21 protein-coding genes and 1 pseudogene are annotated in these 24,001 nt (G+C 36.3%); 3 read left to right on the top strand and 19 right to left on the bottom strand.

Going from position 1 to position 24,001, the window contains the following annotated elements; translation table 11 throughout:
• Positions 1 to 77: 77 nt before the first annotated feature.
• Complete coding sequence (locus ACQV2T_RS04080) at positions 78 to 1,421, bottom strand: DEAD/DEAH box helicase (RefSeq protein WP_428875808.1); 1,344 nt, start codon at positions 1,419 to 1,421, stop codon at positions 78 to 80.
• Between the two features lie 156 nt (positions 1,422 to 1,577).
• On the opposite strand from ACQV2T_RS04080, the gene zwf reads away from it, so the two are divergent.
• Positions 1,578 to 3,020: a glucose-6-phosphate dehydrogenase gene (gene zwf, locus ACQV2T_RS04075; protein ID WP_428874687.1), complete on the top strand. Its 1,443-nt coding sequence runs from the start codon at positions 1,578 to 1,580 to the stop codon at positions 3,018 to 3,020.
• A 468-nt stretch (positions 3,021 to 3,488) separates the two neighbouring features.
• Here zwf and ACQV2T_RS04070 read toward each other — a convergent pair whose 3' ends face one another.
• The 7 genes and pseudogenes from ACQV2T_RS04070 to ACQV2T_RS04040 all read right to left on the bottom strand — a co-directional run bounded on the left by ACQV2T_RS04070 (position 3,489) and on the right by ACQV2T_RS04040 (position 9,898).
• The gene (locus ACQV2T_RS04070) at positions 3,489 to 4,469 is read right to left on the bottom strand and encodes a DHH family phosphoesterase (RefSeq protein WP_428873795.1); all 981 of its coding nucleotides are present in this window, start codon (positions 4,467 to 4,469) and stop codon (positions 3,489 to 3,491) included.
• Positions 4,469 to 5,803 carry a DRTGG domain-containing protein gene (locus tag ACQV2T_RS04065; protein ID WP_428873796.1) on the bottom strand — a complete coding sequence of 445 codons (1,335 nt, stop codon included), beginning with the start codon at positions 5,801 to 5,803 and terminating at the stop codon, positions 4,469 to 4,471. Before ACQV2T_RS04065 ends, ACQV2T_RS04070 begins: the two co-directional genes overlap by 1 nt.
• A 17-nt stretch (positions 5,804 to 5,820) precedes the next feature.
• A pseudogene (locus ACQV2T_RS04060) lies at positions 5,821 to 6,258 on the bottom strand (hypothetical protein).
• 40 nt (positions 6,259 to 6,298) lie between these two features.
• Positions 6,299 to 7,417, bottom strand: coding sequence for a DNA polymerase IV (gene dinB, locus ACQV2T_RS04055; protein ID WP_428873798.1), 1,119 nt, complete (start codon positions 7,415 to 7,417; stop codon positions 6,299 to 6,301).
• Positions 7,418 to 7,551: 134 nt separating this feature from the next.
• Positions 7,552 to 7,899 (bottom strand): preprotein translocase subunit YajC, encoded by a 348-nt coding sequence (gene yajC, locus ACQV2T_RS04050; protein WP_428873799.1) that lies wholly within the window; start codon positions 7,897 to 7,899, stop codon positions 7,552 to 7,554.
• Positions 7,900 to 7,957: 58 nt separating this feature from the next.
• Positions 7,958 to 9,097 carry a tRNA guanosine(34) transglycosylase Tgt gene (gene tgt, locus ACQV2T_RS04045; protein WP_428873800.1) on the bottom strand — a complete coding sequence of 380 codons (1,140 nt, stop codon included), beginning with the start codon at positions 9,095 to 9,097 and terminating at the stop codon, positions 7,958 to 7,960.
• A gap of 18 nt (positions 9,098 to 9,115) precedes the next feature.
• Positions 9,116 to 9,898 (bottom strand): glutaminyl-peptide cyclotransferase, encoded by a 783-nt coding sequence (locus tag ACQV2T_RS04040; RefSeq protein ID WP_428893256.1) that lies wholly within the window; start codon positions 9,896 to 9,898, stop codon positions 9,116 to 9,118.
• A gap of 110 nt (positions 9,899 to 10,008) precedes the next feature.
• On the opposite strand from ACQV2T_RS04040, the gene ACQV2T_RS04035 reads away from it, so the two are divergent.
• On the top strand, positions 10,009 to 10,644 hold the full coding sequence (locus ACQV2T_RS04035) for a lysophospholipid acyltransferase family protein (RefSeq protein ID WP_428873802.1): 636 nt from the start codon (positions 10,009 to 10,011) through the stop codon (positions 10,642 to 10,644).
• Between the two features lie 194 nt (positions 10,645 to 10,838).
• Here the strand turns inward: ACQV2T_RS04035 and ACQV2T_RS04030 are convergent, their stop codons facing one another.
• Both ACQV2T_RS04030 and ACQV2T_RS04025 read right to left on the bottom strand, forming a co-directional pair.
• Positions 10,839 to 11,057 (bottom strand): YneF family protein, encoded by a 219-nt coding sequence (locus ACQV2T_RS04030; RefSeq protein WP_428873803.1) that lies wholly within the window; start codon positions 11,055 to 11,057, stop codon positions 10,839 to 10,841.
• 46 nt (positions 11,058 to 11,103) lie between these two features.
• Entirely contained in the window at positions 11,104 to 11,349 is a 246-nt protein-coding gene (locus ACQV2T_RS04025) for a DUF896 domain-containing protein (protein WP_428893255.1), read from the bottom strand.
• Positions 11,350 to 11,436: 87 nt separating this feature from the next.
• Here ACQV2T_RS04025 and lexA point away from each other — a divergent pair, with 87 nt between their 5' ends.
• On the top strand, positions 11,437 to 12,051 hold the full coding sequence (gene lexA / locus ACQV2T_RS04020; protein WP_428873805.1) for a transcriptional repressor LexA: 615 nt from the start codon (positions 11,437 to 11,439) through the stop codon (positions 12,049 to 12,051).
• A 59-nt stretch (positions 12,052 to 12,110) separates the two neighbouring features.
• On the opposite strand, the gene ACQV2T_RS04015 is transcribed toward lexA, so the two are convergent.
• The 9 genes from ACQV2T_RS04015 to era form a co-directional block, all read right to left on the bottom strand.
• Entirely contained in the window at positions 12,111 to 12,623 is a 513-nt protein-coding gene (locus ACQV2T_RS04015; RefSeq protein ID WP_428873806.1) for an adenine phosphoribosyltransferase, read from the bottom strand.
• A gap of 1 nt (position 12,624) precedes the next feature.
• Entirely contained in the window at positions 12,625 to 14,943 is a 2,319-nt protein-coding gene (gene recJ, locus ACQV2T_RS04010) for a single-stranded-DNA-specific exonuclease RecJ (protein ID WP_428874682.1), read from the bottom strand.
• A gap of 29 nt (positions 14,944 to 14,972) precedes the next feature.
• Positions 14,973 to 15,902 (bottom strand): ribonuclease Z, encoded by a 930-nt coding sequence (rnz, locus tag ACQV2T_RS04005; protein WP_428893254.1) that lies wholly within the window; start codon positions 15,900 to 15,902, stop codon positions 14,973 to 14,975.
• A 24-nt stretch (positions 15,903 to 15,926) separates the two neighbouring features.
• Positions 15,927 to 17,771, bottom strand: coding sequence for an acyltransferase family protein (locus tag ACQV2T_RS04000; RefSeq protein WP_428873809.1), 1,845 nt, complete (start codon positions 17,769 to 17,771; stop codon positions 15,927 to 15,929).
• Between the two features lie 11 nt (positions 17,772 to 17,782).
• Entirely contained in the window at positions 17,783 to 19,087 is a 1,305-nt protein-coding gene (obgE, locus tag ACQV2T_RS03995; RefSeq protein WP_428893253.1) for a GTPase ObgE, read from the bottom strand.
• A 19-nt stretch (positions 19,088 to 19,106) separates the two neighbouring features.
• A complete protein-coding gene (gene glyS, locus ACQV2T_RS03990; RefSeq protein ID WP_428873811.1) occupies positions 19,107 to 21,158 on the bottom strand; it encodes a glycine--tRNA ligase subunit beta in 2,052 nt (683 codons plus the stop codon).
• Positions 21,159 to 21,168: 10 nt separating this feature from the next.
• Positions 21,169 to 22,056, bottom strand: a complete 888-nt coding sequence (gene glyQ, locus ACQV2T_RS03985; protein ID WP_428874679.1) for a glycine--tRNA ligase subunit alpha — start codon at positions 22,054 to 22,056, stop codon at positions 21,169 to 21,171.
• Positions 22,057 to 22,292: 236 nt separating this feature from the next.
• Positions 22,293 to 23,072, bottom strand: a complete 780-nt coding sequence (gene recO, locus ACQV2T_RS03980) for a DNA repair protein RecO (RefSeq protein WP_428893252.1) — start codon at positions 23,070 to 23,072, stop codon at positions 22,293 to 22,295.
• A 14-nt stretch (positions 23,073 to 23,086) separates the two neighbouring features.
• The gene (era, locus tag ACQV2T_RS03975; RefSeq protein ID WP_428873814.1) at positions 23,087 to 23,989 is read right to left on the bottom strand and encodes a GTPase Era; all 903 of its coding nucleotides are present in this window, start codon (positions 23,987 to 23,989) and stop codon (positions 23,087 to 23,089) included.
• Between the last annotated feature and the right edge of the window lie 12 nt (positions 23,990 to 24,001).

Raw genomic sequence — 24,001 nt, 5'->3', positions numbered from 1 at the left:
AAGCCCTCTAAATCACCATAGGTTGGTGATTTAGAGGACTTTGTCTACAGTCTGAGGACTCCTAATTCAGGAGTCCCTTAATTTGTCTTATTTTTTCGTTCTTGTCTAGCTCTCAATTTATTTTTACGTCGGCCAACTGAGCGTTTATGCTCTTTTATTTCTTGCTTCAGTTTATTTTTATAGCCCGGCTTGACTTTAGTCTTCTTAGCGCGATTAATTAATTGTTTCACCTTAGGATCTTGTGTTTTTTCTTGTGTATTCTTGCGAACGGAGCGTCGACTCCGATGATCAACTTCTTTTAACTCACCCTTACTATATTTGACTTCAGTAAATTTAATACCCTTGGCTTCTAAGCTCTCAATAGCCGCTTCATCGTCAGGCCCCATAAAGGTATAGGCTGTGCCGGTTAAGTCATTTCGCGCTGTTCGACCGACACGATGGACAAAGAATTCTAAGTCCTTTGGCAATTCGGTATTAATAACGTGCGAAACACCTGGAATATCAATTCCTCTGGCCGCAAGATCAGAAGCCACCACATATTGAAACTCTAGATTTCGAATTTGTTTCATTAAACGATTTCTTTCTCTTGGTTGCATGCCACCATGAATGGTGGCTATCTTTAAGCCCTTGCTTTTTAAAAATTCACTTAAGTCATCGGCATAATTTCTAGTATTACAAAAAACAATTGCTAAATAGGGCTGACCCATTGTTAATAGATTATAGACCATTTCCTCTCGTTTGATCCCTTTGATATCAATTAAGTAATTTTCCACTTGGTCAGTTAGCACTTGCTTCGGTTTAATCGTAATCTCTTTGGGTCCGGTCATGTATTTATTTAAGAACACTGCTACCTGCTGAGGAATCGTAGCAGAAAAAACCATCATTTGCAGATTTTCTGCCATTCTAGAAGCAATTTCATCGACAATTGATAAAAAACCCAAATCAAAAGTCATATCCGCTTCGTCCACAACCATCGTCTTAGCTGTTTGTACCCATAAAGCATTGGCTTGCATCAGATCAAAAATTCGCCCTGGCGTTCCAATTACTAGATGCGGTTGTTGGTTGGCTAATTTATCTATCTGTCTTTCCTTATCCGTTCCACCTATAAAACGTGAAATTCTGATACTCTCACTTTGATCACCTACTAATTCCGTCGCAAATTCATAAATTTGATTGGCTAATTCACGACTAGGAGCTGTAATAACTGCTTGAACTTTTTGATCGCTAGGATCTAATTGCTCCAATAACGGAATAAGAAAAGCATGTGTTTTTCCTGACCCAGTTTGAGACTTTACAATAAGGCTCTCGCCTTTTAAGGCAAGAGGGATCACTTCTTCTTGCACCGGGGTCAACTTTTTAAATGATATTCTATCCAGTGCTTGCTTAATAAATGCTTTTATATTTAATTCATTAAAATTCATATATTTCTCCTCTATATATTCTTTTGCTTATAATAACGTCATTCGTAAAAAAGTATACCATAAAGCTATCTGATAAAATATGACGGATTCTTAATCTTGAATCCAAGATCTAATTTGATATAATAAAAACTATGTAAAAATGGAGGCATCATAAAGATGAAAGAATATCGCTTAATTATGACTATTTTTGGGGCTAGTGGTGACTTAGCCCACCGTAAATTATACCCTGCCCTTTATCAATTATATAATAAAGGCTTTTTAGCTGACCATTTTGCAATAATTGGGACCGCTAGACGAGCATGGGACGATGAATTCTTTCGTCAAGTGGTTAAAGAAAGTCTTTCACAAGCTAAACAAGCGAATGAGAACATTGAAGATTTTCTCTCGCATTTTTATTATCAAGCTAATGATGTAAAGGAAAGTCGACAGTATAACCAACTTAAAAAGCTATCTCTTTCTCTCTCAGAAAAATATCAAACTCAAGGAAATCAGATTTTTTATATTTCTTTATCTCCTAAGTTATTCCCAGTTATTACCAGTCAGTTAAAAAATCAAGGCTTACTCACTGACCAGGGATATAATCGACTAATTATTGAAAAACCTTTTGGATATGATGAAAAAACAGCTGAAGAATTACAGACTCAGTTAACTCAGTCCTTTGATGAAAATCAAATTTATCGAATTGATCATTATCTAGGTAAGAGTATTGTCAATCAAATTCTACCCATTCGGATGAACAACTTTCTCAGCCAATTCCTATGGGATCCAGCCAATATCGACCACATTCAAATCACTTTAGATGAAGAAATTGGAGTCGAAGATCGTGGAGCCTATTATGAAACTAGTGGGGTCAGTCGCGATATGATCCAAAATCATGCCCTGCAATTATTAACCTTGATCACTATGGACCTACCTGCTAATAGGAGTAATGAGGCTTTAAGGCAGAAAAAAATTGATCGATTGAAACAATTGAAACACTATGCTGACTTAGAAGTTTTAAAAAAACATGTGGTACGTGGGCAATACATACAAAGTGAAGACCAAAGTCACGTAGCTTACCGTCAAGAAAAAGACGTTGCCAGTGACTCGACAACCGAAACCTATATGGCTTTAAAAATAGCCATTGAGCAAGATAAATGGGCAAACACCCCCATCTATTTGCGCTCAGGTAAGCATCTTAATAATAAACAGACCGATATTAAAATAATCTATAAGAAGCAAGCTGAAAATGTTCCAGCTAACTATTTACAAATTGAATTAGCTCCTCATGCTGGCATTCGTTTGTGCTTATCCCAGTCTGATTCTACCCATCGTAACGAAATTAAAGAGCTCAATTTATGCTATCATCTTCCACGAGAACTTACCAAGGTTATACCAGGTGACTACGAAAAATTACTTTTTGACTGTATGAACGGCGACCTGAGTAATTTCGCTCACTACCTAGAAGTCAAGTATGCTTGGCAATTTATCGATTCCATTCATGCTCTATGGCAAGAAGAAAAAGATCCCGATTTGGCTTTCTACCCTGCCCAGTCTAACGGACCAGAAGCAGGTGACTATCTGATCGAAAAGGACAATCGCTCATGGTTTAATGAATAACAAAACAAAATAAAGATCCTTTCACTTTAACCTGTACTAGGCACTGCCCCCAAATAGTGAGGCAAACATAAAAACACCTCCGTTGAATTCGTGTGAAATGAATTTAATGGAGGTGTTTGATTAGGGTTAATCACCTAGCTTACTCTGCAGAAACAAAATCGAAATGTATTGAAATGAAAAATGAAGGCCGGACTAATAAACAAATAATAGATGAATGAAACATTAAGAACACATCTCAAGTAAAAACTTGCTGGCCTTGGGACCGTTAAAGTCAAACCTAGCGCTTCAATCAAGCTGGAGGTAAACAATAGACTTATGGCAAAGGATTCGAAGAACTTAGCGAGATAGATCCACTCAAAATCAAATTAAAACGTCAACAAGCAGCCTAACAAAGGTGTTTTTTATTCTGTCCCATTTATGGGGTGCAGTGCCACGTTAAAGGGAAAGAACTTTTTATCGATTAGATTATTAAATGTTTTGATCTTTTAAAAACTGAGCATTAACTTTAATCATTTGATCAATTAGCTCTTTTTTCTCTTCATCATCATAAACATTGGCTCCCGAAGCCATTTCATGACCACCGCCATTAAACTGGATCGCTACTTGATGAATATTTGGGCCTTTTGAGCGAATACGTGCACGATACTCTCCATGTGAGTCTTCTTTTTCAATAAAAATAACCCATGTTAATACTTCTTTTAAACGTCCTGGTAAATTGGTAACCGCATTGGTTCCATCAACCGTCATTCCTCTTTGAATTAAATCTGCTTGTTTCAAGGTCATTGTTGCTACTCCCTTTTCATACAATTCAATTTGATCAATGGCAAATGATTGGAAATTTAATTCATTGAGTGATAACTCATTCATCTTGCGGTTAATTTGAGTATTTTCAGCTTGATGAGCCATCAAATAAGCTACCGCCTCAAAGGTTGCTTGAGTGGTATTTGAATGGAGGAACCGTCCTGTATCACCGACAATGCCCGCATATAGGAATGTAGCAGCTTGTGGTGAAAGGGTCAATTGACCTTGAGAATGCATGATCATTTTAGTAATGAGTTCTGCAGTTGAAGAACTTAGAATTTCAACAATTTCCAAGTCAGCAAAGTGCTCAACTACCAGATGATGATCTATTTTGATTAAAGTATTATTTTGAATGTGATCATTTCCGTCAATCCGTTCAAAAACTGGTGTATCTAAAATAATTACCAAAGCATCTTCATAATCCTGTCTGTCAACATTATCCATACGGCCCAACCACTCAATTCCCTTGCCCATCTTGCCAGCAGCTAGGACCGTCTTATCTGGAAAATTATGTTTGATTGTGGCCTTCAGCCCTAATTGTGAACCAATCGCATCTGGATCTGGATTGATGTGTCGATGAATAATAATACGATCATATTGATCAATTAGACTTATTAACTTTTCGATTAAGCTTTGCTTAACTGTCATTAGTTAGACTCCTTCTGTCTTTTATTTACCATTTGTGAACCAACTGTTGCTTGAGCGACCAGAATATTTTCAACAAAAACTTTCACTTGAGAAATTGCCGAACGTCGATTGTAGTTAGAAATTTCAACTTGAAATTCAATCAAGTTTCCTAATTGAATAAATGTGAAATAATTAAGATTAAGTGATTCAAGAATATTATTATGACCTGTTAAATCCTTTACCTTGATAATTGCAACTTGGGCAATCAACTCGCAAAGCCCTCCATAGGATAAAGTCCCCAAAGTATTAACCATCTGGGGTTGGACCTCAAACTGATAATCATAACGATTTTTAAAATCATTACGGTTAACTTCAACCAAGTGTTTTAACAGATCGTGTTCGAAGGTATTAGCTGTTTGTGGTTGCTGTTGAATATTTTGTAAGGCCTTCATAACATCTTGGCGAGAAACGACACCCAAAAGTTGCAAGTTGTCAGCAACAACGGGAATCATTTCAATATCTTCCCAAATCATCTTATATGAAACAGATGCTAAACTCATATGCGGCTTAACAGTAATGACATTTTTACTCATCGCCCGTTCAATTGAAACACTGTTACCTCTTCCCATTAAATCATTAGCAGTTACGACTCCTACTAAACGCTTATTGGTCACCACTGGGAATCTTGATAAACCAGTTTCACTCGATTTCTTCTTAAAATTCTCAATAGTATCTGAAGGCTCCAATGATACCGTTCTTTCAATAGGAGTATAGACTTCTTCAACTGTTACAATTTCTTGCTTAATCATTTGCTCGTTGATTGATTGATTGATTAATGAGGCAACAGTATAAGTATCATAACTAGTCGTTATAATGGGTAGCTCTTCTTGGTTTGCTAGTCTTATAATATCGTGGTCGGTTTTAAAGCCACCTGTTATTAATACAGCGATACCATTCTTTAGGGAGTGTCGGTGAACTTCAGACCGATTACCAACAATAATCAGGGTCTGACTTTCAAAATATCGCTCCATAGCTTGCAAGGTCATCGCTCCAATAATGAATTTGGTCAGGGGTTTATCCAGTCCTTTTTCCCCCCCTAAGACCTCGCCATCAATTAGAGGGATTATATCACCAAAGGTTAAATGGCCGACTGATAAGTGATTTTTCTGTTCAATACGTATAGTCCCTACCCGTTCAATAGTCGAAACAAGTCCCTTTTCTTCAGCATCTTTGATAGCACGATAAGCAGTTCCCTCACTCACTTGCAATTGCTTAGCTATGCCTCTGACAGAAATTTTGTTTCCTATGGGCAAGGATTGAATGTATTGGATAATGCGTTCATGCTTAGTTCCCAAAGAATCACCTCAAAATCTTATTTATTAATAATATATCTTAAAGCCACATCTAAAACCATCTTAATAACAAAACCTACCATAAAACTCATGGTTGCTAAGTCTGTATTGCCTTCTGTTTGTGATTCTGGAATTAATTCTTCCACTCGAACGAAAATCATAGTCTTCAGCATAATGCAAGTGCGGAACAAACTGATCCATTAAGCGTAAGAAGACACCACCAACTAAAAAGCCAACTGCTGCTGGAAACCGTTCAGGAATTTTAAAACCAACACTGGCAAGTTATTCTAAAGCAGGAGCTAAAAGTAACCAGAAAGAAGCTGCCACCATAATTTCACCTGCTAATCCCTGCATCATGGCTAGTAATTTATTGTCTACTTTCTTTACTAAAAAACAAAAGATGCAGCAAATACAGTACATAAACATGTTCCTATGCCGACTATACCCGACTGAAAGATGGGTTCAGTTGAAGAAACCCTTCCATTTTATATCCTTCTATTAAATATCTAATTGAATGGGTAAGGGTTCACTTTGAGGGTCTAATAACTTGGATACTGATATTCCTAATAAACGAATCTCTCTATTTGCCTCACCGTGATCTTCCCACAATTCTATAGCTTTATTCATTAATTGATAACGATCATTAGTTGGATAGGCAAAGCTGTCTTGCCTGGTCACTGTTTCAAAATTACTGTAACGTATCTTAAGAGTGAGCGTTTGACAATATAAATCTTTAGCATTTAGATCTTGCGATATTTTCACTACTAGTTGGCGTACTTTTTCCTTAATAACCTCCTCATCTAAAAGGAAAGTTTGAAAGGTTTGTTCAGTTCCCATCGATTTTCTTTGCCGATTTTGACTGACAGGCACATTGTGAATACCTCGAACCTTAAAATAAAGTGAGTGTCCCATTTTTCCAAATTTAGCAATTAATTCTTCGAGTGAAAACTTCGCTAGGTCTGAGCCAGTTTTAATGTTATGGCTTTCAAAAATACTTAAAGACTTAGCGCCTACCCCATAGAAATCTTTAATTGGGAGCGCATGAAGAAAAGGTATGGCTTCATCCGGAGAAACCAAGGTAATACCATTCGGTTTATGAAAATCTGAAGCCAGTTTAGCAATAAATTTATTATAAGAAACTCCTACTGAACAACTTAGATGAATTTCTTCATAAATTTGAGCCTGGATAAGACGAGCGATTTTTAAAGCTGATTCTTCCTTTATATGATTTTTCGATACATCCAAATAGGCTTCATCTAAGGATAGAGGCTCCACTTGGTCAGTGTATTGATAAAAAATTTTGCGAATTTCTTGCGAAACCGAGCGGTAATAAGCCATATTGCCTTTGATAAAAACAGCTTGAGGACAGCGCTTATAAGCTTCCAAAGAAGACATTGCAGAATGAATACCGTATTGACGCGCTATGTAATTACAAGTGGTCACAATCCCCCGTCCATTAGTTAATTTTGGATGTTTAGCAATAACTACAGGTTGATTGCTTAAGGACGGATTATCACGAATTTCAATGGAAGCATAAAAGGCATCCATATCCACATGTAATATTTTGCGACTTGTATCCGGTTTAGGATCATCGAAAGTAAGTAAGCCATATCTCATATTTAGCCTCCTAAAGGCTTCATATCCTAATAATAATACTATAAAGCTAGATAGAATAAGTGAAAAAACATTTATTAATAAGTAATAATTACCTACTAATAAATGTTTCAATTATTCATTTAAGATGCTAAGACTTACACATTAGCATCCGTTTCTAACTTCCCTTCAACAGTGGTTTTATTTTCAGAAGAGTAGACGGTTTCATCATTTGTACCCGCACTCTTAAGAACATTTGCTACCGCACTGATTTCAAAGGTTAAATATATACCTTCACAGTCAATTACAACAAGGCCTTCTTGCTGTTTTACTTCATCTACTATTCCATGCAATCCCCCAATTGTAACTACTCCATCACCTGCTTGCATTGCCTCAATCATTTGGCGCTTTGCATCGGCCGCTTTTTTTTGGGGACGAATCAACATAAAGTAAAATAAAGCGAACATAATAAGCATTGGTAAAAAAGCAAAATAACTATTTCCCATTAAAAATTCCTCCTCTAAATATCTCTTATATTATAACAGTTTTTTAAGACTTTCTCCATTAAAATTCTGGAGCATTTGGTTTGTTATAACCATATTCTTCACGAAAAGCTTGACGAAACTCTAATAAATTATCTTCTCGAATGGCTTGACGAACATCACGCATCAATTGCAATAAGAAATGGGTATTATGTATCGAAGTTAAACGTAACCCAAAGGTTTCTTGACTCTTCATTAAATGGCGAATATAAGCGCGACTATAATTACGACAGGTATAACAGTCACATTTAGGATCAATGGGGCTATAATCACGTGCATATTTAGCGTTTTTCACCACTAATCTTCCTTGCGAAGTCATGCAGCTACCGTTTCGAGCAATGCGAGTAGCTAAGACACAATCAAACATATCCACACCACGAATGGAACCATCAATTAAGGCATCAGGAGAACCAACCCCCATTAAATAGCGTGGTTTGTTTTTAGGAAAAACTGGCATTAAGTAATCTAGGACTTCATTCATTTCCTCTTTAGTCTCGCCCACTGATAAGCCGCCAATGGAATAGCCTGGGAAATCTAAAGCAATCATGTCTTTAGCGTGTTGTAAGCGCAAGTCTTTATAACCTGCCCCTTGGCAAATGCCAAAGAGTGCTTGTTTTTCAGGATTTTGATGTGCTTTTAATCCTCTTTCTGCCCAACGACTAGTTCTAGCAATCGACTTTTTAACGTAATCATAAGGCTGATGATAGTCTGGGCATTCATCAAAGGACATGATAATATCTGATCCCAAAGCATTCTGAATTTGAATGGCTTTCTCAGGAGATAAGAATAATTTTTCTCCTGAAATATGATTACGAAAATGAACGCCTTCTTCTTCTATATCACGAATCTCACTCAGAGAAAAGACTTGAAACCCTCCTGAATCGGTTAGAATCCCTTGATCCCAGTTCATAAACTTGTGAAGCCCGCCTGCTTGCTCAATAATCTCTTCACCAGGCCTTAACCATAAATGATAGGTATTACTTAATATCACACCCGCTCCCATATCTTTTAACTCTTCAGGTGATAATGATTTGACGGTAGCTAATGTTCCTACCGGCATATACATGGGGGTTTCAAATGAGCCATGTGGAGTATGAAGTATCCCTAATCGAGCTCCCGTATGTTTTTCTTCTTTGATTAATTCATAAGTTATAGCAGCCACTATTTACCTTCCTTTCTATTATTTCAATTCCACTTTAAAAATTAATGGATAATTTTTTCCGGTTAAATAAAATTGATCCGCTTCAATATGAGCAATCCCATTTAAGACATCCATTGTTTCTCTTTGTTCTGCTGTAAGATCCAACTGATCGAGCATAGGAGTCAGATCATATGTTTTAAGTATTTGACCACTTTGAGGATCAATTTTAACAATGCGATTATCATACCAAATATTAGCGTAAATTGCATCATTGGCATATTCCAACTCATTTAACTGATCTAATGGCTCTCCTTCTAAATTCACTTCCACTTGATCAACTAATTTAAAGTTGTCAGGATTATAAGTATAGATAGTTGATGACCCATCAGACAAGTAGAACAGATCTTTTTCCTCATTATAAGCTAATCCCCATCCTTCACCTTTTATTTCATAAGTGTTGACTAGTTCTTTGGTCTTTACATCCCATTTGAAAACTTTGCCCTCTTTCCAAGTTAACTGCCAAAGTTCATTGTCACGCAAAGAAATCCCTTCTCCAAAGTATTGGTTATCTAATCCAATGAAGCGGTCTAACAAGCCTTTTTCCCAATTAAAATAACCCCAAGCTGATTCTCCGTATAAACCTGTGCCGATTAAGAGTTGGGCCTCTTGATCAAGCTCAAATCCTTGTATAAATAAATTTTCCTTGATAGGGTATGTCTCAATTAAATAGACCCCTCCTAAGCTACCATTAGCTATAACGTTTCTTGTAAAAGTAAGACTAACTAACAATAAAATAGTAAAATTCAATATTTTAAACATCATTCATTCCTCCTATAAAAAAACTTGATAAATCCTTAAGAATATGCTGACTTGAATCTTGATTGAATCTTGGTAAAATAATAACAAACATTGTAACTGAAAGGAAATTGAATATGACTTTTTATCAGTTTGCCGTAGCCATTTTACGCTTTCTCTTTCGTCTTTTTAATGGGAAATCCTATATAATTGGCAAAGAAAACATTCCCGATCCCAATCAATCAACTTTTATTCTAGCAGCCACTCACCGCTCTTTTTGGGACCCATTATACTTGGCCATTGCACTTTATCCACTTGAAATTTCTTTTATGTCAAAAGAATCAATTTTTCATAATTCTTTGTTAGCTAGCATTTTACGAAAGGCACATGTTTTTCCAGTTAATCGAGAAAAACCTAGTCCTAAAACGATCAAAATAGCCGTCAAACAATTAACTGAAAAAAATTTGAATTTAGGTATCTTTCCTTCTGGTAGTCGGTACACAACTGAAATTAAAGGTGGAACTGCTTTCATTCAACGTCTTTCAAAAAAAGACATCATCCCAATTGCTATTCAACCACCTTTAGACTTTAAATCATTCTTTAAGAGACAAGGAGCTAAAATAGCTTTTGGACCTGCCATTAAATATAATCCTGAATTAGATTATAATAAAGATCAACTAGCTAAAATAGACCAGGAATTGGCCAAGGCTTTTGATAATTTGGATCATCAATTAGACCCAAGCTTTAGCTATGTTCCTGCTAAAAAGAAATAATTATTACGCTTTATAAAAAAACTCCTACCCTTGAAGCTGTCGTTAAGCTGCTCTAGGGAGGAGGTTTTTAATCTTAAAAATAATTTATTGTATACTTGATTAAAGAAAACCTAATTTTCTGCGCCTTTTCTGCTCCTTAAGGACAGAAAACAGTAACAAAAATTGTGAAAGAAAAAACATATTTTCAAACAAAGCTATTTCGATTGCATCTTCATAGACTGCATGATTTGCTGAACTTTTTTCTTGGAAGGCTTTTGCCCCATTTGCGCCATCATAGTCGTAATCATGCGCTCATCAATAGGTGGATTTTCTTTAAAATAATTCATCATATACTTCCGAGCAATAAAGAAACCTAACACTGCTCCTGCTACCAATGCTAAAATAACAATTAAAACCCATGAAAATGTTGACATACCATCTCTCCTTTTAAAAATTTAACCGATTAAATACTCTAACCTATTAATCTTTACGATTATGAATTCCTTTAGCTTTTTGAATTCTTTTAACTTTTTCAGGTGTTAAATCATTTCCATCTGAATCGACAATTTTAACTCCCTCAACCTGTCTTACCATGTGCTGTCTGAAGACTTTTAAGTACTCTTGTCTTAATTGATTCTGTTCTTTTTTTTCTGAATCCGTAAGGCCTTTAGTTTTTTGAAGTTTAGCTAACTCATTAATTCTTGCTAGTTTTGAAGATGAAAGCATAGCGTTCCTCCTTTGCTACGAACATTTGTTTGATTTATAATTCTACTTCTGCTACAATTAAATTATCCTATAGAAAGAGTGAGTGAAATGATTAAGATAACGACCAAGCAATTAAACGTGCTACAATCTATTTATGAATTACTCAATGAAAATGGTTATCCACCCACTGTTCGCGAAATTGGAGCGCGTGTTGGACTTTCTTCTCCATCCACTGTCCACGGTCATCTTGACCGATTAGAAGAAAGTGGACTGATTGAAAGATCTGCCAGTAAAACAAGGACGATTGAAATAACGGCCTTGGGAATTAAAAAATTGGGCATCAAATCCGATAAAGTACCTTTACTCGGCTATGTTGCCGCAGGTGCTCCGATTCTTGCTGAAGAAGAAGCTATGGAATATTATCCTAAGCCTACCGATCTTCAATATGATTCAAGCGAATTATTTATGCTGATCATTAAAGGTGAATCCATGGTTAATATTGGCATTTTGGATGGCGATATCATCACCGTCCGCAGACAAGCAACTGCCAATAATGGTGAAGTCGTTGTTGCTATGACTGAAGATAATGAAGCAACATGTAAAACTTTTTATAAGAAAAAAGATCATATCGTACTTCGCCCTGAAAATGATACCATGGACGATATTATCTTGCCCGACGTTTCAATTTTAGGCAAAGTAGTTAGTCTTAATCGCTATTTCTAATCAACTCAATTAAAGATTAGCCTAACCAGAGATTAAAACTGGTTAGGCTCTTTTTATTTCTAATAGTGCATTAGTGTGAAATACTTGTGATCTCCCAACTTCTCTTTTCCTTTTAAGTCATCTAACTCAATAAGAAAAGCACAACCTGCGACAATTCCTCCAAGATTTTCCACTAATTGGATAGTTGCTTGAATGGTTCCACCTGTTGCTAATAAATCATCGGTTATTAAGACTCTTTGGCCCGGTTGAATAGCATCTTTGTGGATTTGTAAGACATTTGATCCGTATTCTAAACTATAGTCTACTTCAATTGTTTCTCTAGGAAGTTTACCTTTTTTACGGACAGGGGCAAAGCCCACTCCAAGCGCATAAGCAACTGGGCATCCAATAATAAAACCACGCGCTTCAGGCCCTACGACCATGTCCACCTTTAATTCTCTAGCATAGTCTACTATCTCTTGAGTCGCTGCTTCAAAAGCGGGACCATTTCCCATGAGAGGCGTGATATCACGGAAAATAATACCTTCTTCTGGGTAATTATCAACACGAGCGATATAGTTTGTATAATCCATTTTAAGTCTCCTTATTTATCCAGCTTTTCACTTGATCAAGTGTTTGAAAATTCAATAATTTTTCTGCTTCCATGGCTTCTTGATACTTGCTCATGGCAGGCAACTCCATTAAATCAAGTTTGTTGGCTTGCTTAAGCTGGTTCATGATTACAAGTCCATCTTTTATTGTAACAAAACCCGCCTCAAAAAACACCACAATCATTGTTTTTATTTTTATTAATGGAATTGATAAATAGCTAGAAAGAACTTGTAAATCTTTTAGTTGAAGACTACCTTCTTGCTTAAGCAGTTGGAACAATTTTGCAAAGTCTTGACGCTGGGGCAAGCCTGCTAAATATCTGGATTCTACAACAACACTGGCTAAATAAATTTTTTCCCATCCGTGACTCTTTAAAAGTTTTTTTAGTTTATTAAGATTTTGGGGGGGCTCAATCAACACTAGATTTTCATATTTAAAATTAATGGGTAATGCTTCATAATTAATCAATTGATAGTCGTTTTTCAACTGTTCAGAAAAGAGTGCCGCATTTTTTTTATCTTGAAAACAATAAACCACCTCAGACAGCTGTTTTAATTTATCAAAATGTGTTTTCCCTCGGTAATCAATCCACAATTGCCCTTCCAAATTAAAATCTTTGACAATTAATTGACATTCTTTTTGTTGTTTCCATTCGTTAATTGACAGTTCTCCAACCATATCCAACTGAATACCCAATTGACAATCTTCAAAGTCATCCGCCATACTAAACGCTATGGCAGCTAGTGAGTTTGCAGTGCCTGATTGATTAAATTTCATTTTAACATGTTGTTTATTCGCTCCAATTACTCTTTTTTCAATCATCTTTAAGTCCTTAAATAAAACAATAGGCTTAGGATTATGCATACCGAAAGGTCCTAATTTTTGAATCTCTTCGATTAATTTTAAATTAATATCTGTCAAACTTAGTCTAGCATCAACCGACAAGGAAGTTTTGGCTAAAATTTGATCTTTGTGTTTATCAGCTAACTGGCTTAATTCAGTCTGAAATTTTTGCCAATTATCTTCTTCAATTGTCATACCAGCCGCTTGGCTATGACCACCAAAATGCTTTAATAGTCCTTTTAGCTGACTAAGATTTTTGAAAAGATTAAAGTTTTCTTTTGATCTAGCTGAACCTTTATACTGATGATTTTTCTTGTCAAAGTTGAAAAGTAGGCATGGGCGCTGGTATTTATCACAAATGCGACTAGCTACAATTCCTAAAACTCCGGGATGCCAATTTGGAGAAGTCTGGCAAATAATTCGAGGCAACTCCTTTAAAACATCTAATTTTGATGTAACTTCTTGATAAATTTGAGTGACTAATTGCTGTCTTTTATAATTTTCCTGTTCAATAAACTCAAGCCACTGACTAGCCTCTTGCTCGGTAAAAGCTGCCAACCAATCGAATCCCGGTCGAGGATCTCCCAACCGTCCCACAGCATTGAGTCGAGGACCAATAATAAAACCAATCGTTTCGGCAGATATATCATCTTTTGACTGTAATTGTTGGTTTAATAGAAGCTGTAGTCCGGGCCGCTGAGTAACTTCTAACTGATGGATTCCTCCAATAACAATTGTTCGATTTTCATCTAAGAGAGAGACCATATCAGCAACCGTACCAATAGCTGCTAAATCTAACATTTCTATTGGTATTTCACCAAGGATGGCTGTTGCTACTTTAAATGCGACACCTGCTCCAGATAAATCTCCAAAAGGATAACTTCCCTGAGGGTGACGAGGATGTATGATGGCATATGCAGCTGGCAGCGTTTCCTGTAACTCGTGATGGTCAGTTACAATAACGTCGACCTTCTTTTCTTGAGCAAATTCAATTGCTTCATGACCTGCCACTCCATTATCAACCGTGATGATTAATTGAACCCCTTCTTCAATAAACTCTTGATAACGATCGATATTGGGACCGTAGCCATCTTTAAAACGATTGGGTAGATAGACTCGACTGTCAGCTCCTAAAGCATCTAAAGCCTCTTTTAAAATTAAAGAAGAAGTGATTCCATCTGCATCATAATCACCATAAATCAAAATTTTTTCTCCCTTTTCAATGGCTAAATGGATGCGTTTTACTGCTATATCCATTTGATATAAGGCAAAGGGGTCATGATATAAAGTTGGCTCTTGTTCGGTGGCTTTTTTTATTGCCGATAGATCATGAAGACCACGATTAAAACAGATTGCTAAAAAAGCGGGCGAATAGTCTTCTCCCGCTATTAATAATTTTTGATAGTTTTGATTTCCATTTAAATTTTCTGGCAATTGCCATTGGTATTTAGACAACATCGTTATTCTCCTTACACATCATAAACTCATTAATTAAGTGGGATTTTATATTCATCAAAGTCATTAACAAGATGACTGTTAGGAAAAATAGAACAAGCTTCTTTTTCAAGTTGCTTGAGAGCCTTGCCTAAGTAGCGAGCTGAAATATGATTGAGATAAAGAGCCTCTACTTGACTATCTTTAGCCACTTGGGCTGCTTGATGACTGGTCGAATGGTAATAAGCTCTTGCCATTTTTTCTTCCGCTGCTTCATGAGTAGCCTCATGGACTAAAGCATTCGCTTTTCTGGCTAAGACTTTAGAATTCTGACAATAACGGGTATCCCCCAAAATGGTAACGATTCTACCAGGTCGATCCGGAGCAAGAAAATTCTGGCCATCTATCCATCTGCCATCTTCTAATTGAACACGTTCTCCGCGTTTGAGTTGACCATAAATTGGACCATTAGGTATCTCAAATTTTTTCAACTCTTCAACTAAAAGTTGACCAGGTAAATCTGGTTCTTCTACTCGGTAGCCAAAAGAAAGAATCCCATGTTCTAAAGGTAAATAATTAACCTTCCAGCCATTATCAAAGATTAACTCGCCACCTCGGTCTACCAACTCTGTTATTTTTAAACTGTATGCAAGTTTGGATTTTGAATATTTTAAGGAAATCTTAATAAAATCTTTTATCCCCTTAGGTCCATAAACTTCTAAACAGTCTTCTCCACCTTGAAAAGATCTTGAACTTAGAAGTCCTGGCAAGCCAAAAATATGGTCTCCATGAAGATGAGTAATAAAAATTTTAGTTATTTTTCTAGGTCGAATGGTTGTTTCCAAGATTTGATGCTGGGTTGCTTCTCCACAATCAAATAACCAGATTTCATTCAACTCATCTAATAACTTTAAAGCCAGCGAAGAAACATTTCTTTGTCTGGATGGAATCCCAGCACCTGTGCCTAAAAAATGTAATTTCATATTTCCATCAACCTCTTTCTATGACTAGCGCTGACGGTATATCTCCTTAGCGATAAATTTGGATAACTCCAATGATCCCTCATCATTTAGATGAACGCCATCTTCAGCAAACCATTCAGCGTGTCCACGGGCATAATTCGCCCAGTCTATAATTCTAACATTTCCATATTCTTGAGCCGCTCTTACCAATTGACGGTTAGCATCATCTGTCCAAATGCGATCAACCAAAACGTTGACATAATACTGATCACGGTCTAGACCGACTGCTTGAATATAATCATCCATTTGACCAACTGTAAATGTTCCATTAGAGCCTAACATGGTTACCACAGTAGGCTTTAATCCGCCTGTTTGATTGAGACCATATACCGTATCATAAGATTCATAAAGTTGTCGACCGACTTTCGGATCAAAAACAGCCTTAGGAAATACATCATTCAAGCGCTCGGTGGCTGCAGCTAAAGTTGAATCCCCTATGAAAGTTATCTCCAATGCATTAGCATAGAGTAAGACTTCTTGATCTAAGCCTTCGATATTATTAACAACTACTTGTCTTTCTTCAGTTTTTCTTGACTCTTCAGCAATATTCATATTGTTTTCAATAATGGCTTGAATTTCCTTACTTGATTCTACACCCTTAGCTGGTGAAGAAATAGCCAGAGCGATGACCCCCATCACGACATTAAAAATATAACACGCTGTGATAAATTTCACTACTCTTAATGATTGAGGGTGAGAGCTTAAATAATCAAATTGATGCTTCATTTTGCGCCAATTAAAGTCTTGTCCAATTGGAAGACTAATTCTGCGCTTTTCAAATAATTGGTAAGTAATTTCAGCTAAAATAATGATCAAAAGCAACTGAAAACCATAATTTAACCATGGAGACCTATTCATAAAGCTAATGTTTTGAGGCATTAAAAGATAGACAGGATAGTACCATAGATAGTAAGAAAAAGATCGTTGGCCTATCCAGGTAAATAGTTTAAAACGAAAGATTTTGTTCCAAATAGTTGCTGGATGAATACTTGAAACAACAATTACAGCAGAAATCAAAGAAAACAAAGTTAAACCAAAACGATAAGCAAAAGGTTTGGTTGCAAACATGAATTTAATCATGAAGAAAGCAAAAATGACTGCAAGTAAACCCATAAGATTCATGGTCATAATTTTCTTTGATGAAATCTTTTTAGGTGATAAATTAACTGGAAGAGCTAATCCTAAAGAACCCCCAAGAGTAAAAGCAGATAATCTTGTTAAAAGGTCATAGTAAATTCGGGTAGGATCTTGGTTATCTTTATAAAGATAGCCCATTAAAAAAGCGGATAAGGCTGAAATAATCAATAACATACGAATAGTTACTTGAGGTTTTTTATGCCAACTGTAAAGTAAAAATATTAAAATAGGTGTTAAAATAACCAATTGTCCATATAAAGAGACGTACCACAAATGTGTAAAGGGACTTGGATTAGCCGCTTGAACAAAGTAAGACTGTTGATTAAAAATCTGATAATAATTGTTAATAAATGTGAGTGAACTTAATCCCATCCACCGAATATTAGATAAAAAATCACGGTTAAAAAGTAAAATATAGGTAGACGTAGTTAAAACTACGAATAAAGTAGGGAAAAAAAGTCTTTCAAAACGCTTATATATAAATTGCCAAAAGGACTCTTTTCTAGCTTGTATATCTTTTAAATAAAAATGTCTAAAGTTAAAAAAACCAGCTATGAAAAGAAATAGATTAACTGCAAGGAAACCACCTGGAACAATATGTTCAAAGTAGTAATAAGCAATGATTAGCAGTATTGCGATTCCCTTAAGACCGTCAAAAATTGGGATACGCCCTTGTTTAACTTTATTTTGCATATTAAAACCACCTAATCAATAAACTCAAATTGATAATCCTCTAAGTAAACTGTATCGCCATTTTTCGCGCCAGCTTCTCTCAAGACTTGATCGACACCCATTGATCGCAGTTGACGTGCAAAGCGTTGTAAACTTTCATCATGAGCTGTATTGGTCATTTTATAAAGCTTGATAATCTTTTCACCTTCTAATTCCCAATAACCTTCTTCAAGTTTACGAACAGTAAAATCAGGGCTTTCGTCGATCGTATAATTTTTATGATCACTTTCTTTTTCCTCCAAGGGTATAAAGTCACTGGAGGCAACTAATTGAGCTGTTGCTCGCATCAATGAATCAATTCCCTGGGCTTGCCAAGCTGAAATTTGATAAATTTTTGGAATAGAAAGATTTAAATTCTGATAATAATCAGATATTTTTTCTTCAAATACTTTTAAATTATCTTTAGCTTGATCTAAATCCATTTTATTAGCCACAATCAACATGGGTCTTTCTAAAAGACGAGGATGATAATTAGCTAACTCTTGCATAATAGAAGAAAAATCTTCAAAGGGATCGCGTTCATGTACCGCTGCCATATCCACAATATGTAATAACGTTTTAGTTCTTTCAATGTGGCGTAAGAAATCAATACCTAAACCAACACCATCAGAAGCACCATCAATAAGGCCCGGCATGTCTGCAACGACAAATTCCTGACCATCAGCAATTTTAACCACTCCCAAGTTGGGTACTAAGGTAGTAAATTGATAATCTGCTACTTTGGGTTTAGCATTAGAAATAATGGACAATAGGGTTGATTTGCCCACGCTTGGATAACCAACCAAGCCCACATCTGCTAGAACTTTAAGTTCCAATTGTAACTCCAAGGCTTGACCTGGTTCTCCATTTTCAGCAATTGAAGGAGCAGGGTTTTTATGCGTGGCAAAGCGTATGTTTCCACGCCCCCCTCTCCCTCCTTTAGCAACAATTACTTCTTGTCCATGGTCCACTAAATCGGCAATGAGTCTACCGCTTGCTTCGTCATAAACAGAGGTTCCTGGTGGAACTTTTACATAAAGGTCTTCTGCATTCGCTCCATATTTACTCTTACTCATTCCATTTTCCCCGTTATGCGCTTTGAATTGACGATTGTATCTAAAATCCATCAAAGTATGAAGGCCTTCATCCACTCGAAAAATGACATCGCCACCGCGGCCGCCATCTCCTCCTGCAGGTCCACCATCTGGTCGATATTTTTCTCTTAGGAAAGCGACCATTCCGTCGCCACCTTTACCAGCAATTACCTTCACTTTTGCGCGATCTAAAAAGGTAGACATTATTATCGCTCCTTTACTCTTATTTATGGACCACTTTTCTAGGATCCATGAGACTGAGAATTGTTTGTGTTAATTGGTACATCATTTGATAGCGATTATGGCGAAGAGCTTCTTGGTCAGCGTTAACCATATGTAGTTCTAAATATGAAGCAATCATTGGACTAATGCTTTCAAAATATTCCATTAATCTTGAGGTGTCTTGTAAGTCCTCTATTGCCACTATCTTTTCAATTAAGTCCTTTTCTAGTTGACTTTCAGCTAGGTTATCAGTGATTTTAACTTGCTCGCTAACCTTTTCACCTAAATTAACTACTCGTGCCAAGTTTTCAATCATTTTTGAAAACTCAACCGGTTTGGCAGCTTTGAAGTCTTGTAAACTTTTAGCCGTTTCTTTTATTTTTACAGGATTTAGTTGTTTTTGTGCGAGTGCTGCTTGAATAATATCGTAATCCATTCCTAGATTACCTAATCTAACTTGAATCCGAGCTTCTATAAAACTAAGCAAATCATTTAAGTAATCGGCTGCTGAATCAGCATCTTCATGGTTAATCTTCACTAACAAGCTCTTTAAATCGATATTCCAAGATTGGTCTAAAAGAATGTCAATTAATCCCATGGCTTGTCTTCTTAATGCATAAGGATCATTAGACCCTGTTGGTATCATATCCGCTTTGAAGTAAGCAATTAGACTGTCTAATTTATCTGCAATCGATAAGGCGGCAGCCGCAGGTTTATCAGGTAATTTCCCTCCAGCCGAAGTTGGTAGGTATTGCTGAGCAATTGCTTGCGCTACACTATCTTCTTCACCATAATGTTTGGCATAAATCCCACCAATGACACCTTGTAATTCGGCAAACTCATTTACCGCTTGAGTCACAAGATCAAACTTGTAAATCTCACTAGCACGCAAAATGGTCTTTTGATCTTGAGCAGATAAATCGATAAAATCCATCAATTCTTCAAGCAAGTGTTTAACACGTTCTTGTTTTTGACTATAAGTACCTAACTTAAAATGCTCTTTCAAGCTTGATAATTTAGCTAAGTCTTCTTTTAAAGATAATTTTAAATCTTCTTGGTAAAAGAATAAACCATCTGCTAAACGAGCTCTTAATACCTTTTGATTACCTTTAATGACTTGATCAATATGCTGATCATTACCATTTCGTACTGAAATAAAATAAGGCAACAATTCTTTGCTTTTAGGATCTAAAACATAAAAATAACGTTGATGATCACGCATTGCTGTGATGACCATTTCTTGGGGAATTTCTAAATATTTTTCCTCAAAACTGCCGTAAAAAGCAGTTGGCCACTCGACAATGGCTGTTACCTCTTCTAGTAATTCATCATTTTCCGGTATAACCCAGCCCCTTTCATCTTCAATCGCTTGAATTTGCTGGTAAATCTTCTCTTGTCGTTTTTCAAAACTGGCAATCACATACATCTTTTCTAGTGCGTTTTCATAGTCACGACTATTTTTAATTATAACTTTGTCATTTTTAGTTAGAAAACGATGACCATGTGAAAAATTATTCGCCTGAATACCAGCAAATTCAAAGTTAATCACCTGATCTTCTAGTAATGAAAGTATCCAATGAATCGGACGAATATATTCTAAATTTAAATCTGACCACCGCATGGTAACTGGGAAATGCATACTGGCAAGAACAGTTGGGATAGCTTTTAACACTTCTTCTACTTTCTTCTGCTCAGCCACCTTATTCACAAAGAGGTAGTCAGTTCCTTTAACTTCTTTAACAAATAAGTCTTCCTCTTGACAGGCTTGACCTTTTAAGAAGCCCAATGCAGCTTTCGTCAGATTCCCTTCGTTATCTTGTCCAACTTTTACGGACGGTCCTCTTACTTCTTCTTCTAAAGCTGATTGCTGATCAGATAAACCTTCTACTCTTAGAGCTAATCTTCTAGGAGTTGCGTAAGTTTCAATGGATTGAAAGCTGATTCTTTCTTCTGCAAGAAATGCTGCAAGTTTTTCGGCTAATTGATCACGCAATTTCAATAAAAATCTAGCTGGAATTTCTTCCATTCCTACTTCTAATAAATAATCTCTCATAGCAATCCTCCTAGTTCTTATTTTCTTTTAATAATGGAAATCCAAGTTTTTCTCTTTCTTGTACGAAGGTCTTAGCAATACCGCGAGCTAATTTACGAACACGTCCTAAATAAGCAGGGCGATCTGATGCCGAAATCATCCCTCTAGCATCCATTAAGTTGAAGGTATGACTGGTCTTTAAAATATAATCATAGGCTGGATGAACTAAGTTTTCCTCAAGTAAACGGTTGGCTTCTTTTTCATAAGCTTCATACTGCTTCATTAATAAGTCAGTATCAGCTAATTCAAAAGAATATTTAGACTGCTCATATTCTTGTTGGAAAAAGATTTCGCCATACTTCACGCCTTTGGCCCACTCTAAATCATAGACATTTTCCACATCAAAAATATACATAGCAAGACGCTCCAAGCCATAAGTAATCTCTGACATTACCGGATCACACTTTAATCCCCCCACTTGTTGGAAGTAGGTAAATTGAGTCACTTCCATACCATCAATCCATACTTCCCATCCCAGTCCCGCACAACCCAAGGAAGGGTTTTCCCAATTATCTTCTACAAACCGTATATCATGCTCTAGGGGATCAATGCCTAATTCAATCAATGAATCCAGGTAATATTCTTGTATAGCAAGAGGAGAAGGCTTCATAACCACTTGAAACTGATGGTGTTGGTATAAGCGGTTAGGATTTTCACCGTATCTTCCATCAGCAGGTCGTCTTGACGGTTCGACATAAGCGGCATTCCAAGGTTCTGGTCCATTAGCCCTTAAAAAGGTATAGGGGCTCATGGTTCCGGCTCCTTTTTCAGTATCATAGGATTGAAGGATCAAACATCCTTTCTTTGACCAAAAATTTTGCAAGGTTAAAATCATATCTTGTAACGATTCAACTGCCATTTTGACACCTCTTTCTTAAAATAAAAGTCCCTATGACCCCCTTTGGAGGTCATAGGGACGAAATAAATTCGCGGTTCCACCCTAATTCTAGTTAGACTAGCACTCTTAAAATTCATTTGTTAACCCAAAGGACCATTCGATTTGCTCTAGCTTTCACCTGCCTAGAGTCGCTTTACTATCTTCTTTTAATTGCTTTGGCTTGTTAAAATTCTACTAATTATAAATCTTTTTGTCAATTATCTTCCTTGATTTTTACTGATTTTCAATTGGTCGGCTACTTTATATAATTGATTGAGATAAGATTCTCCTTTTAATTTAATCCCTACTTGTTCATGGTAGATGGTGAAGATCAATTCATCAATTTTTTTGTAAGAAAGGTCTGAAATTGAGACTTGTCCTAATTGATTCAGTTTAATTTCATTAAAGAGTTGTAAAATTTTGACTTGCTTAGAACTAAGATGCATTCGGTTGGGATCTTTATCTAAATGGTTATGACACAAAACACCCAAATGGACCATCGAAAAGTCCTCAATCCTCTGGCTCGATCCGCAGACTACACAATTTTTCATATTTAATTGAAGCCCGAAGCGTTGCAAAAGTTTAAGTTGCAAAAGTAATTGAATAGGCCGGGCATCTTCACGTTCATTGAGACTGTTTAGAGTAGCTTGGAAAAAATCAAATAGCTGTTGATCTTTGCTATTATCATCCACACTGGCATCCACTAGTTGACTTATATAAGCAGCATGCGCTTGCTTAAAGGGATCAGATTGAATGGATCGAAAGAGGTTAAGGGTTTGACCTTCTTTCAAAAAGGACAAACCCTGTTGGTTAATAGTTCCCCAATATTGATGTTCTGTCAATGGGATTAAATGCTTTTTAAGGGGATGATTGAGTGACTGTAAACCTCTTACAAAAAACATTTTAGTACCAAATTCACGTGTAAAAATTTTAACTAGACTATCTTTTTCGCGGTACGGCCGAATAAACAAAACAATTCCGGTAAATTTTTCGTTCATTGGCACTCTCCTTATTAATAATTCTCACTCTGATAGCCCAATTCATTTAAATTACTTTGACGATCCCGCCAATCTTTTTGCACCTTGACCCATAAGTCTAAATAGACTTTGGTTGCTAAAAGCTTTTCAATATCACGTCGTGCCAGATGACCTATCTTTTTAATCATTGATCCTTGAGCACCAATAATTATTCCCTTTTGGCTTTTACGTTCCACGATTATTGTAGCTAGTACTTCTACCTTGTCATCAGCATTTTTTTGCATGGATTGGACTTGGACGGCTACTGAATGAGGAATTTCTTCGCGTGTTAACATTAAAATCTTTTCACGAATTAACTCCGCAACGAGGAAATACTCAGGATGATCCATTACCTGGTCAGCCGGGTAATATTGGGGGCCATCTGGCAAGCTGAGTGTCAGTTGGTCTAATAAAGCTTCGACATTTTCACCTGTAAGTGCAGATAAAGGGATAATCTGATCAAAATCATAAGCATCTTGATATTTAGTGATAATATCAAAAAGCAAATTTTTTTCAATCAGATCTACTTTATTAATAACTAAAAAGACTGGTTGCTGGACATCTTTTAAACGATTGATAATAAATTGATCGCCAGGTCCTATTTTTTCTGTCGCATTGACTACCATAATCACTGCATCCACCCCACTCAAAGAGGAATAGGCTGTTTTTATCATGAAGTCTCCTAAAGCATGCTTGGGTTTATGGATTCCGGGGGTATCAATAAAAATGATTTGTGAGTCTTCACGGGTATAGACACCCTGAATTTTATTGCGGGTTGTTTGGGCTTTATCAGACATAATCGCTATTTTTTGGCCAATAATTTGATTTAATAAAGTTGATTTCCCAACATTGGGACGGCCAAGAATAGCTACAAAACCCGATTTAAAATCTTTTTTCATTTAAACTCCTTT

The sequence above is a fragment of the Facklamia sp. P13069 genome (genome assembly GCF_050409405.1).
Taxonomy (GTDB): domain Bacteria; phylum Bacillota; class Bacilli; order Lactobacillales; family Aerococcaceae; genus Facklamia.
The sequence above is the reverse complement of the archived record's forward strand: the minus strand, read 5'-3'. Positions and strand labels throughout refer to the sequence as shown.

Coding starts and splice junctions, on each gene's coding strand:
- lexA (WP_428873805.1), top strand. CDS start 11,437: ATGATTAAGATAACGACCAAGCAATTAAACGTGCTACAATCTATTTAT.
- ACQV2T_RS04015 (WP_428873806.1), bottom strand. CDS start 12,623: ATGGATTATACAAACTATATCGCTCGTGTTGATAATTACCCAGAAGAA.
- glyQ (WP_428874679.1), bottom strand. CDS start 22,056: ATGGCAGTTGAATCGTTACAAGATATGATTTTAACCTTGCAAAATTTT.
- ACQV2T_RS04035 (WP_428873802.1), top strand. CDS start 10,009: ATGACTTTTTATCAGTTTGCCGTAGCCATTTTACGCTTTCTCTTTCGT.
- era (WP_428873814.1), bottom strand. CDS start 23,989: ATGAAAAAAGATTTTAAATCGGGTTTTGTAGCTATTCTTGGCCGTCCC.
- recO (WP_428893252.1), bottom strand. CDS start 23,072: ATGAACGAAAAATTTACCGGAATTGTTTTGTTTATTCGGCCGTACCGC.
- dinB (WP_428873798.1), bottom strand. CDS start 7,417: ATGAGATATGGCTTACTTACTTTCGATGATCCTAAACCGGATACAAGT.
- yajC (WP_428873799.1), bottom strand. CDS start 7,899: ATGGGAAATAGTTATTTTGCTTTTTTACCAATGCTTATTATGTTCGCT.
- ACQV2T_RS04030 (WP_428873803.1), bottom strand. CDS start 11,057: ATGTCAACATTTTCATGGGTTTTAATTGTTATTTTAGCATTGGTAGCA.
- ACQV2T_RS04000 (WP_428873809.1), bottom strand. CDS start 17,771: ATGCAAAATAAAGTTAAACAAGGGCGTATCCCAATTTTTGACGGTCTT.
- ACQV2T_RS04080 (WP_428875808.1), bottom strand. CDS start 1,421: ATGAATTTTAATGAATTAAATATAAAAGCATTTATTAAGCAAGCACTG.
- rnz (WP_428893254.1), bottom strand. CDS start 15,902: ATGAAATTACATTTTTTAGGCACAGGTGCTGGGATTCCATCCAGACAA.
- recJ (WP_428874682.1), bottom strand. CDS start 14,943: ATGTTGTCTAAATACCAATGGCAATTGCCAGAAAATTTAAATGGAAAT.
- ACQV2T_RS04025 (WP_428893255.1), bottom strand. CDS start 11,349: ATGCTTTCATCTTCAAAACTAGCAAGAATTAATGAGTTAGCTAAACTT.
- ACQV2T_RS04040 (WP_428893256.1), bottom strand. CDS start 9,898: ATGATGTTTAAAATATTGAATTTTACTATTTTATTGTTAGTTAGTCTT.
- zwf (WP_428874687.1), top strand. CDS start 1,578: ATGAAAGAATATCGCTTAATTATGACTATTTTTGGGGCTAGTGGTGAC.
- ACQV2T_RS04070 (WP_428873795.1), bottom strand. CDS start 4,469: ATGACAGTTAAGCAAAGCTTAATCGAAAAGTTAATAAGTCTAATTGAT.
- obgE (WP_428893253.1), bottom strand. CDS start 19,087: ATGTCTACCTTTTTAGATCGCGCAAAAGTGAAGGTAATTGCTGGTAAA.
- glyS (WP_428873811.1), bottom strand. CDS start 21,158: ATGAGAGATTATTTATTAGAAGTAGGAATGGAAGAAATTCCAGCTAGA.